Source organism: Blautia faecis (assembly GCF_027662325.1).
Taxonomy (GTDB): domain Bacteria; phylum Bacillota; class Clostridia; order Lachnospirales; family Lachnospiraceae; genus Blautia_A; species Blautia_A faecis.
Genome location: NZ_JAQDKY010000010.1, coordinates 26,418 through 38,861 on the forward strand (window position 1 = coordinate 26,418; position 12,444 = coordinate 38,861).

The following is a 12,444-nucleotide window of genomic DNA, read 5'->3' on the forward strand; positions in this document are numbered from 1 at the left end:
GATTAACATTATAACAGTATAGATTGGAGAATACACATGAATGATTATATCATCCGCGCGACTGCAGCTAACGACCAGATCCGTGCATTTGCGGCAGTGACCACTGAGATGGTGGAGACTGCAAGAGAGCACCATAATACAAGTCCGGTGGCTACGGCAGCGCTTGGAAGACTTCTGACTGCAGGAGCCATGATGGGCTCCATGATGAAGGGGGAAAAAGATGTTCTTACCCTTCAGATCAAGGCCGGCGGTCCACTTCAGGGAATTACGGTAACTGCCGATTCCCAGGGAAATGTAAAGGGCTATGTAGGAAATCCAGATGTCTGCATTCCGGCAAATTCCAAAGGGAAGCTGGACGTTGCAGGAGCAGTTGGTCCTGGATTCCTGACTGTGATTAAAGATATGGGGCTAAAAGAGCCTTACAGCGGACAGGTTATGCTTCAGACCTGTGAGATTGCAGAAGACCTGACCTATTATTTTGCAACAAGTGAGCAGGTACCGTCCGCAGTTGGACTTGGAGTCCTGATGAATAAGAATAATACAGTACGTCAGGCTGGTGGATTTATTGTACAGCTGATGCCATTTGCAGAGGAAGAAGTGATTTCCAGGTTAGAGCAGAACGTACAGAAGATCAATTCTGTCACCAACCTGTTAGAGGAGGGACATACCCCGGAGAGTCTGCTGGAGAAAGTGCTGGAAGGCTTTGACGTGCAGATCAATGAGAAAATGGACACCCGTTTCCGCTGCAACTGCTCCAAGGAGCGAGTAGCGAAAGCGTTGATCAGCATCGGCAGAAAAGAATTAAACGAAATGATCCAGGAAGGCAAGCCAATCGAGATGAACTGCCATTTCTGTAATACCAACTACAATTTTACAGTAGAAGAGCTGAAAGAAATTCTAAGAAGATGCAAATAAGCTGAATTGAGACAGAATCACTATTTTCCGTCATAGACGCACATCTTGCAGAAAGCCTTTTTCAAACATGCTCTAAGGCGTGGAAATGGTAGGATAAGAGAGGATTAGGATATGAATCAGGGATTTATTAAAGTAGCGGCAGGAACGCCGCAAGTTACAGTTGCTGATTGTAAGGCCAATACCAGGGCAATTCTGGAAGTAATCCGTGAAATGGAGACACAGCATGCCAAGCTGATGGTGCTGCCGGAGCTTTGCATCACAGGCTATACCTGCCAGGATCTTTTCCTTCAGAGAAGACTGCTGGACAGTGCATGGGAGAGCCTTCTGACTATTGCAGAGGAGACTGCGGATGTGGATGCGCTGATCTTTGTGGGACTTCCTATGCGGATGAACGGAAAGCTCTACAATGTGGCAGCAGCATTGAACCACGGAAATATTCTTGGATTTGTACCTAAAACTCACATTCCCAACTATAATGAATTCTATGAGCAGAGACACTTTGCTTCCGGAGCGGATGTGTGGACAGATGTGACAGTTGGGGAGGAAAGCATACCTTTTGCCAGCAATCTGATTTTCTCATGTGAAGGATTGCCGGAGCTGACAGTTGGCGCGGAAATCTGCGAGGATCTGTGGGTTCCACTTCCGCCTAGTGTAAATCTGGCACAGGGCGGTGCCCATATTATCGTCAATCTTTCAGCCAGTGATGAGATGGTTGGCAAGGATTCCTACCGCCGTGATCTGGTGAAGGGCCAGTCTGCTAGACTGGTGTGCGGCTATATTTACGCCACAGCAGGAGAGGGTGAATCCTCCCAGGATCTGGTATTTGGCGGGCAGAACCTGATTGCAGAGAATGGCACCATGCTGGCTGAGGCGAAGCGCTTCCAGAACACTGTGATCTACGGAGAAATTGATGTGCAGAGACTGGCAGATGAGAGAAGACGACTTTCCACCTATCCGGCATCTGATGATGCTGACTGCCAGATCGTACCTTTTGATGTGGAAGTGGAAGAGACCTCTCTTACCAGGAAGTTTGCCCCCTATCCTTTCGTACCTTCTGTAAAAGAAGAGCGTGATATGCGCTGTGAGGAGATTCTGAACATTCAGGCTATGGGACTTAAGAAGCGAATGAGCCACATCCACTGCCAAAAGGCAATGGTCGGACTTTCCGGGGGACTTGATTCTACACTGGCATTGCTTGTAATTGCACGTACTTTCCAGCTGATGGGACTGCCATCTGAGAATATCCGCTGCGTTACCATGCCATGCTTTGGTACCACAGACAGAACTTACCAGAATGCCTGCAAATTAAGCCAGTGCCTTGGTGCTTCTCTGACGGAGGTCAATATTAAAGAGGCGGTAAATATCCATTTCCGTGATATCGGTCACGATGATTCCGTTCATGATGTAACCTATGAGAACTGTCAGGCCAGAGAGCGTACGCAGATTCTTATGGATATGGCAAACCAGGAGGGAGCACTTCTTGTGGGAACCGGTGACCTTTCCGAGCTTGCTCTTGGATGGGCAACCTATAATGGAGACCATATGTCCATGTATGGTGTAAATGCCTCTGTTCCCAAAACGCTTGTAAGACATCTTGTCCGCTATTATGCAGATACCTGCGGAGAGAAAGAGCTGGAAGAAGTTCTTCTGGATATTCTGGATACTCCGGTAAGTCCGGAGCTTCTGCCACCTAAGGACGGCAAGATCGCGCAGAAAACAGAAGATCTGGTTGGTCCTTATGAACTTCATGATTTTTATCTGTATTATATGCTTCGTGCAGGCTTTGAACCGGATAAGATCTATCGCATTGCCTGCCGTACCTTTGAGGGTACCTATGACAAGGCTACGATTCTGAAATGGCTGAAAATCTTCTACCGCAGATTTTTTGCCCAGCAGTTCAAACGCTCCTGTCTTCCTGACGGTCCGAAGGTAGGTAGTGTGGCGCTGTCTCCAAGAGGTGACCTGCGTATGCCAAGTGATGCAAGCGCAGCGGTATGGATGGAAGCTCTGGAGAAGCTTGAAGTATAAAACGATTGTGCGGTACGCTTTCCATGCATTTTGCAGCTGTATTTCGCGTAGCATACAGCTGTAAAGGCAGGAAATAATTAGGTTTGTTTATTGCTATGCCGGCGGAGAACTTACATGGTTCTCCGCCTTTTTTAATGCATCTTCAATGGCAGAAATAAGCAGCTGTGACGTATATTTTCTGTCCGTGGAATATTTCAGGTCGTCCAGGGACTGGCTGTCAACAATCTGGCTGGCCAGTGATTCCAGGGAAGGCTTTACCAGCGGAAACATGGCAGTGGTGCTTTCACTTAAATTTACCAGCTCAATAGACTGGATATTGTTTTGATCTACTGTAACCTCCACGTCAAAAGTATTTTTATTCAAAGTAAGGGAACTGCGGTAAACGCCAGGCGTATAAAGCCCCTCTCCGGAAGCAGAAGTGGTCTGGCTTTTTCCAGGCCCGAACATAAAGTAGATCAGGATTCCCAGAAGAACAGCAAGAATCAGAAAGGCAATGGTATATACCACTTCCTTCATATGTAACACGATGATCCTGGTTTTCGAACTCATGGACTGCGCCTCCTGTATCGCACTGATAATGAAAAAAATAATCCTGGCCGCAAAACCAGGCTCTAATCTTCTTATTCTATCCTATTATCAAAGCATGGAAAATATGATAGAATATAAAACAGAATGATTTTTTATCAGATACAGGCTTTTTTTATTCCATATAATTGGCAGAAGGAGGAAAAAACGTGTCCCTACAATTCATCATCGGCAGCTCCGGTATTGGCAAGACGCATTATGCATGTGAACAGATCATCCGGGAATCTATGGAAAATCCACAGCACCTGTACTATATTATCGTCCCGGAACAGTTCACCATGCAGACACAGAAAAACGTAGTCGAAATGCATCCCGGAAAGGGAATCCTGAATATCGACGTGCTCAGCTTTCAGCGCCTTGCCTATCGTATTTTCGAGGAGACAGGCGGCGCCATGGAAGTGCTTCTGGATGACACTGGAAAAAGTATGGTTCTTCAGAAGCTGGTGCAGCAGCTTCGCAAAAATCTGCCCTACCTTGGCAGCCAGATGAACAAACCGGGCTATCTGGACGAAGTGAAATCTCTGATTTCAGAATTTATGCAGTATGATATCCGGGAAGAAGAACTGCAGGACATGCTGGGAAAAACAGGGGAAGACTCTCTTCTTCATATGAAAATGCAGGATGTGGGTGTCCTTTATCAGGCCTTTCTTCAGTATCTGGAAGGTCATTATATGACCGGCGAAGGCGTGATGGACGCTTTGAAAAAAGCCATTCCTTTTTCTGATAAACTGAAAAAATCCGTACTCCTTCTGGATGGCTTCACCGGTTTTACTCCGGTGCAGATGAACGTGATCCGGGAACTTTTAAATGTCTGCGATAAGGTTCTGGTAACTGTCACCATGGATGCCGGAGAAAATCCCTTACAGATGGGAAAACCACATCAGTTATTCTATATGAGCAGGAAAATGATCCACACATTGTCCGGTCTGACCAGCAATCTGGATGATCCCATTCTTCTGAAAGATGAGAGAAAGGGCCGCTTTGGAAATTTCACCTCCCTTGACTTTCTGGAGAAGCATCTTTTCCGCTACAGAAGATCTGTCTATGAGAAGAAACAGGAAGAAATCTGCATATTTGCAGCAGAATCCCCTGTAAAAGAACTGGAAGAGACAGCCAGGAGAATACGCCGTCTGGTCCGTGAAAAAAATCTGAAATACGGAGAAATCGCTGTGATTACCGGAAATCTGGAGGCGTACAAAAGTATTGCATCTCAGGTATTCGAGGAATCCCGGATCCCTTACTTCCTGGATGAGAAGCACACCATTCTGATGAACCCATTTATAGAATATATTCGTGCTGCTCTTGAAATGGTTACAAAGGGTTTTTCCTACGAAAGTGTTTTCCGGTATCTGCGCTGTGATATGTCCGGCCTTGGAAGGGACCAGGTGGATATGCTGGAGAATTATGTGCTTGCCCTTGGAATTCGCGGTTACAAAAAGTGGTCCGAGAAGTGGGTGAGAGTTTACCGGACCATGGATCCGGAGGATATTCAAGTCCTGAACGAATACCGGGAAATATTTGTGAGGGAGGCTGAGATCCTGGCTCAGGGATTTTCCAGTGGAAAGAGAAAAGTATGTGAATATTGTTATAGTTTATATCAGTTTATCGAAAGCTGTGAAATACAGAAAAAACTAAAGAAACAGGAGCTTTTCTTTAAAGAAAAAGGAGAAAAAGCTCTGGAAAAAGAATACGCCCAGATATATGGAATTGTTATGGAACTTCTTGACCGCATGGTAGAGATCCTTGGAGAGGAAGAAATTACAAGAACGGAATTTGTCCAGCTTCTGGAAACTGGTTTTGCCAAGTCAAAGGTTGCGCTGATCCCGCCCAGTATGGATCAGGTCCTTGTTGGAGATATGGAAAGAACCCGTCTGAAAGAAATAAAGGCATTGTTTTTTGTAGGTGTAAACGAGGGGAATATTCCGAAAAATACAGACTCTGGCGGAATTTTGACCCAGATGGACAGAGAATTCTTTGCAGATGAGGGAATGGAGCTTGCACCAGGTCCGAAAGAGCTGATGAACACCCAGCGCTTTTATCTGTATCTGAATCTGACAAAGCCAAGTGAGCATTTGTGTCTTTCCTACAGTTCGTCAAATGGAAAAGGAGAACCTATAAGTCCGGCATATCTGATCCACAGTATACAGGCTCTGTATCCCGGACTGGAAGTGAAAAATGCAGGTGATGAGGAATTCAGCCTGAACGCCATGGAGCTTCCGGGAACCAGTCTGGAATGCTTCCTGAAAGGTCTTGGAGAGGGCGCTGTGGGACTGGGAAGTCCTTTGTACAGCGAGCTTTACAGCTGGTATCTTAGAAGTCCTAAATATAGGACTTTAGCCAGGAAGCTGGTGGAGGCTTCCAGAACCAGAAAGCCTGCCGATATTATCAGCGAAAGTGTGGCAAAGGTTCTCTATGGAGAGGTGTCGCCCTACAGTGCCACCAGGCTGGAGCGTTATTCTGCCTGTGCTTTTGCCCATTTCCTCCAGTATGGTCTCAAACTTACGGAGCGTGCAGAGTATGAATTCCGCGCCATGGATATGGGAAATATTATGCACAAGGTGCTGGAGTCTCTGATAAAGGAAGTGAACAAAGAAAAGCTTTCTCTGGCAGAGCTTTCTGAGGAAGAGCGGGATGCGCTGGCAGACCGCCTGGTAGATGAAATAAGTGCAGATTATGGCAATACCATTCTAAAAAGCAGTGCACGCAATGAATATATGATTCAGCGCACCAAGCGAATGGTACGAAGAACTGTGTGGGCAATTCAGAAACAGCTGAAATCCGGGGGATTTGAGCCGGAAGGTGTGGAAGTTGTTTTTCAGGGCGGTCGGATCGATCGCGTGGATACTATGGAGACAGATGATGGGAAGCTGTATGTCCGGGTCATTGATTATAAGACCGGGAATACTTCTTTTGATCTGGTTTCTTTGTATCATGGTCTGCAGCTGCAGCTGATGATCTACATGGACGGTGCCCTTACCGTAGAGCAAAACAAGCATAAGGATAAAGATGTGATTCCTGCAGGGGTATTTTATTACAATATCAAGGATCCTATGATTCAGGAAAAAATAGATGCAGATATAGAGACTGTCCAGGAAAAAGTGCTGAAGGAATTAAAGATGAACGGACTGGTTCTGAAAGATAAAGAACTGGTACAAAAAATGGACAGTTCCCTTGTGTCAATTCCCGTATCCTTTAACAAAGACGGAAGCTTCCGGAAAAATTCTTCTGTAGCCTCAAAAGAGCAGTTTGATATTTTAAACCGTTATGTAAAAACAAAGATTTCTCATATCAGACAGTCCATTATGACCGGAGATGCCCAGGTTTCTCCATATATGCTGGGAAAGAAAAATGCCTGTACCTACTGTCCTTACAGCGGCGTATGCGGTTTTGATATGGACATTCCAGGCTATGAATTCCGCAGGCTGAAAAACTTTACAGATGAAGAGCTGTGGGATGCTTTTGTGAAGGAGGTGGATGAATAATGGCAGTGAACTGGACGAAAGAGCAGGAGCAGGTTATTAATTTAAGAAACCGGAATATTCTGGTAAGTGCAGCAGCTGGTTCCGGAAAGACTGCGGTGCTTGTGCAGCGAATTCTAAAAAAGGTGATGGATCCGGAGCATCCTGTTGACATTGACAGGCTGCTGATCATGACGTTCACAAGAGCAGCAGCAGGGGAAATGCGGGAACGAATTGCAAATGCCCTGGAGGATGCTCTCTGTGAGAATCCGGACAATGAGCATCTGCAGCGCCAGACTACCTTGATCCATACGGCGCAGATCACCACGATAGATGGCTTCTGTGCTTATGTGATCCGCAATTATTTCCATCTTATTGGTCTGGATCCTGGTTATCGGACAGGAGAAGAGGGAGAATTGAAGCTTCTGAAAGAGGACGTGATGAAGGAGCTTCTGGAGAACTATTACATAAAAGATGACAAAAAGTTTAAGTATTTTATCGAATGCTACGCATCAGGCAAAACAGATGATGGAATCAAAGAACTGATTTATTCTCTGTATAATGCTGCCATGAGCAATCCATATCCGGATACCTGGCTGGAAGAATGCATAGATAGTTATAGAAATACGGATTTAGAGTCTGTAAAATCATCAGAATGGATGAATTTGTTATGGAAAAACATTACGGAGGATCTTTGCCAGGCAAAGGAACTGATTACCCAGGCAAGAAGCTTTTGCAATGCGCCAGGAGGACCATACCTGTATGATGAAGCACTGCAAAGTGATCTCATCCTCATTCGTGCAGCAGAAGAGAAAGCCGCCGCCGGTGATTTTGACGGAGCAGGAGAGCTTCTTGGCAAACCGGCTTTTGCCGCTCTTTCCAGAAAGAAACCAAAAGATCCTGTAGATGATACGCTGAAAGAGCAGGTAAAATCTCTTCGGGAAAATGCAAAGGATATTTTAAAGGATATTGGAACACGGTATTTTTCCGTAAAGGAGGAGGAACTTCCAGTGCTTCTGGAAACCTGCCGGGAGCCTGTAGAAATGCTGGTGGAGCTTACCAGGGAATTTATCCGTATGTATGGAGAGAAGAAGCGGGAAAAAAATATTCTGGACTTTACGGACATGGAGCATTTTGCTCTGGAAATCCTGATTCAAAGGGTTCATGCAGCGGAAGAAAATGGCGAAAACGACGGTAATTGGACTGGAGAGAGCAAGTATATTTATCACATGAGTCCGGCAGCACGTGAACTTTCCCTGAAATATGACGAGGTCATGGTGGATGAGTACCAGGACAGTAACCTGGTACAGGAAATGATAACCAACTGTGTTTCCGGCTGGGCAGATGGAAGAAAAAATATATTTATGGTAGGTGACGTGAAACAGAGCATTTACCGGTTTCGCCTTGCCAGACCAGAGCTTTTTATGGAAAAGTATGAACAGTACAGTTTAACAGACAGTACGGAACAGCGAATCGATCTTCATAAAAACTTCCGCAGCCGGTCCCAGGTATTGGATAGTGCAAACTTTATTTTCCGTCAGATTATGGGAACAGATCTTGGTGGAATTGCCTACGATAAAGCCGCAGCTCTTTATCCTGGAGCTGTGTTTCCGGAAGGAAACAAGGAAAGCTTTCTTCCTGCAGAAGTTCTTCTGGTAGAAAAGGATTCTGAAGAACTGGAGGATCTGATGGAAGGAAAGGATGCCCGGGAACTGGAGGCTCTTGCTATTTCCAACAGAATTAAGGAAATTGTAGGAAAAGAGCTGGTACTTGATAAGGAAACCAAAGAATATCGTCCTGTGAAATACGGGGATATTGTAATCCTTCTGCGCACCGCTTCCGGCTGGTCAGAAACCTTTACAGAGGTACTTTCTGCCCACGGAATTCCTGTGTATGCCGCTTCAAAGACGGGATATTTTTCAGCACTTGAGGTGGTTACGATTCTGAATTATCTGCAGATCTGTGATAATCCTCTTCAGGATATTCCTTTGACGGGGGTGCTGAGGTCGCCGCTGGTGGGATGTACTACCCAGGAGCTTGCCGTTTTGCGGGAAAAACATCCGAAGGGGATGCTGTATGACAGCGTGTTGAATTTCCTGGAAGAATATGAGGGGCAGGAAAGAACTCTTTACCACAAATTACATGGTTTTATAGTCCTTCTAAATGAAATGCGTGATCTTGCGGTGTACACTCCTGTCCATGAGCTGATTCTTGAGATTCTCCGCAGAACCGGCTATTGTAATTATGCGAAAGCTCTGCCAAATGGTGCACAGCGGAGCGCCAACCTCGCTATGCTGGTGGAAAAGGCAATGGATTATGAGAAGACCAGTTACAGAGGCTTATTTAATTTTGTCCGATATATTGAACATTTGCAAAAATATGAAGTTGATTATGGCGAAGTAAATCTTTCTGGCGCAGGAGAAGGTTCCGTGGAAATCATGACGATCCACAAGAGCAAGGGACTCGAGTTTCCGATTGTTATCCTTGCCGGTATGGGAAAACAGTTCAATATGCAGGATCTGAACGCCAGACTTCTGATTCATCCGGATTACGGTCTTGGCGCTGACGCCATTTTGCCAGACCGTCGGATGATTGTGTCAACACTGTATAAGCAGGTGATCCGCCGTAAGCTTCTGGAAGAGACTCTGGGGGAGGAAATCCGAGTGCTTTACGTTGCCCTGACTCGTGCCAAGGAGAAACTGATCATGACCGGAACAATAGGAAATCTGGAAAAAAGGCTGCTTTCTTTATACAGATTTCGCGAAAATGACCAGGAACTTCTTCCAGCAGAAACGCGGCTGAATGGAAAAACTTACTGGGACTACGTGTTACCTGCGCTTGCAAGGCACCGCTGCATGGATGAACTTTTTGAGGAGTTTGGATTGTTGCCATCCCATGATAATCTGCTTTATGATGATCCGGCAGAGTTTCAGGTGAAAAGGATCACAGCGAGGACTTTAACGGAGGCTGAAGTGGTGGAACAGGCTGCCGGGCAGATGGAAGACGATATTCTGGATAACTGGGATTGTGAGAAAATCGTGGATCCTGAAATCAGAGCGGAACTGGAAAAGCGCTTTGGATTTGTATATCCTTATGAATATCGTAAGGACATTCCGGTGAAGGTCAGTGTATCGGATCTGAAAAAGAAGAGTTACCATGAAGATACGGATATTGAAGAAGCTGTATATTTCGAACCGGACATTGTTCCGCTGGTTCCAAGATTTATTGAGGAAAAGAAGGAAACGGAAGAGGCGTTCACAGGTTCGGCAAGAGGTACTGCTTACCATCGTGTGATGGAATGTCTTGAGTACAATAAAACGGATAGTGCACAGCAGCTGAAAGAGCAGATCAACGCATTGGTTCAGAGCAAAAAAATGTCTGAGGCAGAAGCAGAATGTATCAGAATTTCAGATATTCAGTTTTTTGTGAATGGGGCACTGGGGCAGAGAATGAAAGTCGCTGCATTATCGGGGCTTCTTTTCAGGGAACAGCCTTTTGTCATTTCCAGAAGTGCCGCTGAAATAGATGAGGCATGGGATTCCAAGGAACGTGTGCTTGTGCAGGGAATCATAGACGCTTATTTTCTGGAAGGGAATGAGATCGTGCTGGTTGATTACAAGACGGATCGTGTGCGCAGGGGGGAAGAGCAGAAGCTGGTTGATCTGTATCACACCCAGCTGGAGGATTATGCTCAGGCACTTCATAGAATGACTGGGCGCAGGGTGAAAGAGAAGTATATTTATTCCTTTACGTTGAAAAAAGAGATATTGTTAGGATGATTGCTTGTGTTCGCAGAGGGTGCGTGGATGTGGCACGCCACATCCACGCACGTCGCAGGCGGAAGGGAAAACAAAAATTTGACCACCTTACACTCTCCACCCCGCCGGATACTTATTCTTCAATGTCCCATTCACAAGCTTTCCAAACCCAAGGGGATACCCCTCCACACAAAGCAAATGCCATCCCTTAGAATGAGCAGCCTCTTCAGGCTCAATTGTAAGAGTTTCCCCTTTCAGATACCGCTCCAGTCTTGGATCATCCACAGAAAGGGAAATCACAGCTTCAGCTTCATTTTTCCGGAAAGCCAGTGCAAGCGGCTGAGCCGGTTCAAACCGGTTTTTCTTCAGATCTCCCAGATAAAGTCCGTTCCGAATAAACGTAAGTCCTCTGAAATTATAGGAAACAGACGGCAGATAATAAACTTTATCTGCCCGGACCTCCACCCGGTTCCAGTCAAACTCCTGGCCATCTAAAGTTTTCAACCCGATTTCTCTGAAAAATTCTTCCATATACTTCCGGACATCTGCAGCCAGACGACTGGTCTTAGAAGTACCAGCGGAAGGTCCAGCCGTTCCCTCCTTTTGCAAGAGGGCTAGAAAATGCCCCTCCCCCTGCATCTTATGGGGAAAAATGCGCACACATTTTTTCAGTTGTGGATTCCCATCTCCCCATTCAGGATTTCCGGTGGAAAAGCCCTCATAATCCTCCATGGAAATCAGAGACAGCTCCGGCCGTTCCCTGAGAAGCCAGGAAATGATCTGCTCATCCTCACAAGGTGCAAAGGTGCAAGTAGAATAAAGCATCTGTCCTCCCGGCTGCAGCATGTCTGCCGCATTCAGACAAAGCTGTTTCTGAATTCTGGAAAGCTCCTCAGACTTCTCAGGAGTCCAGTCCCTGGCAAGAGCTTCCTCCTTACGGAACATCCCCTCCCCGGAACAAGGTGCATCCAGAATGATCTTATGGAAAAATTCCGGAAAATTATTTACCATTTTTTCAGGCTTTTCATTGGCAACAAAAAGATTGGGAATCCCAAACAGTTCCAGGTTTCGAAGCAGTGCTCTTGCCCTGGTAGTGCTGATATCATTTGCAACCAGAAGTCCTTCACCCTTTAGGGCGGAACCAACTGCAGTTGCTTTTCCTCCAGGAGCTGCACACATATCCAACACATATTCCCCTGGCTCCACCGGAATACGGGAAGCGGGGGTCATGGCACTTGGTTCCTGAAGATAATAAAGTCCAGCCTGATAAAGAGCACACCGGGATGGCCTTACATCCTCATTGTAAAAATAACCATTCGAAACCCATGGGATTTTTTTCACTTCAAAGGGCACAATCTGTTCAAACTCCTCACAGGAAATCTTTGCCGTGTTTACCCGGAGCCCATAAGTACGCGGCTGTTCATAAGCTGCCAGAAAAGGTTCAAAATCATCCCCAAGCATATCCTCCATCCGATGAAGAAAAGCCTGAGGCAGAGCTGATAATTTATCTGAATCCATAGAAAAATCTCCTTAGTACTGAAATAGAATTAGATATGAAAAAAATGTCTGCAAAAAATCTCACGCAAACTGTGAAACACATCTTGCAGAAAGCATTTTTTAAACACATTTTAGTATAGCGGAAGAAAAAGAACAAGTCAAACATAAGCAAAAGCAAAAGAATCCATTGGAATTTCCTGTCT

General features: G+C 45.7%; 6 protein-coding genes. 4 read left to right on the plus strand and 2 right to left on the minus strand.

Annotation, left to right across the window (positions count from 1 at the left end):
- Nucleotides 1-36 precede the first annotated feature (36 nt).
- Nucleotides 37-915: an Hsp33 family molecular chaperone HslO gene (hslO, locus tag PGQ38_RS06930; protein ID WP_173717446.1), complete on the plus strand. Its 879-nt coding sequence runs from the start codon at nt 37-39 to the stop codon at nt 913-915.
- Nucleotides 916-1,026: 111 nt separating this feature from the next.
- Entirely contained in the window at nt 1,027-2,943 is a 1,917-nt protein-coding gene (locus PGQ38_RS06935) for an NAD(+) synthase (protein ID WP_270431127.1), read from the plus strand.
- A 93-nt stretch (nt 2,944-3,036) separates the two neighbouring features.
- Here the strand turns inward: PGQ38_RS06935 and PGQ38_RS06940 are convergent, their stop codons facing one another.
- Nucleotides 3,037-3,492, minus strand: coding sequence for an FMN-binding protein (locus tag PGQ38_RS06940; RefSeq protein ID WP_270431128.1), 456 nt, complete (start codon nt 3,490-3,492; stop codon nt 3,037-3,039).
- Nucleotides 3,493-3,677: 185 nt separating this feature from the next.
- On the opposite strand from PGQ38_RS06940, the gene addB reads away from it, so the two are divergent.
- The gene (gene addB / locus PGQ38_RS06945) at nt 3,678-7,010 is read left to right on the plus strand and encodes a helicase-exonuclease AddAB subunit AddB (RefSeq protein ID WP_270431129.1); all 3,333 of its coding nucleotides are present in this window, start codon (nt 3,678-3,680) and stop codon (nt 7,008-7,010) included.
- Nucleotides 7,010-10,765: a helicase-exonuclease AddAB subunit AddA gene (gene addA / locus PGQ38_RS06950; protein WP_270431130.1), complete on the plus strand. Its 3,756-nt coding sequence runs from the start codon at nt 7,010-7,012 to the stop codon at nt 10,763-10,765. The genes addB and addA overlap by 1 nt, the downstream gene beginning before the upstream one ends.
- An 87-nt stretch (nt 10,766-10,852) precedes the next feature.
- On the opposite strand, the gene PGQ38_RS06955 is transcribed toward addA, so the two are convergent.
- Nucleotides 10,853-12,262: an RsmF rRNA methyltransferase first C-terminal domain-containing protein gene (locus PGQ38_RS06955; protein WP_204452899.1), complete on the minus strand. Its 1,410-nt coding sequence runs from the start codon at nt 12,260-12,262 to the stop codon at nt 10,853-10,855.
- Nucleotides 12,263-12,444: the final 182 nt, after the last annotated feature.

What these genes read in the sequence shown, in the direction of transcription:
- hslO (WP_173717446.1), top strand. Translation starts at nt 37, where the DNA reads ATGAATGATTATATCATCCGCGCGACTGCAGCTAACGACCAGATCCGT.
- PGQ38_RS06935 (WP_270431127.1), top strand. Translation starts at nt 1,027, where the DNA reads ATGAATCAGGGATTTATTAAAGTAGCGGCAGGAACGCCGCAAGTTACA.
- PGQ38_RS06940 (WP_270431128.1), bottom strand. Translation starts at nt 3,492, where the DNA reads ATGAGTTCGAAAACCAGGATCATCGTGTTACATATGAAGGAAGTGGTA.
- addA (WP_270431130.1), top strand. Translation starts at nt 7,010, where the DNA reads ATGGCAGTGAACTGGACGAAAGAGCAGGAGCAGGTTATTAATTTAAGA.
- PGQ38_RS06955 (WP_204452899.1), bottom strand. Translation starts at nt 12,262, where the DNA reads ATGGATTCAGATAAATTATCAGCTCTGCCTCAGGCTTTTCTTCATCGG.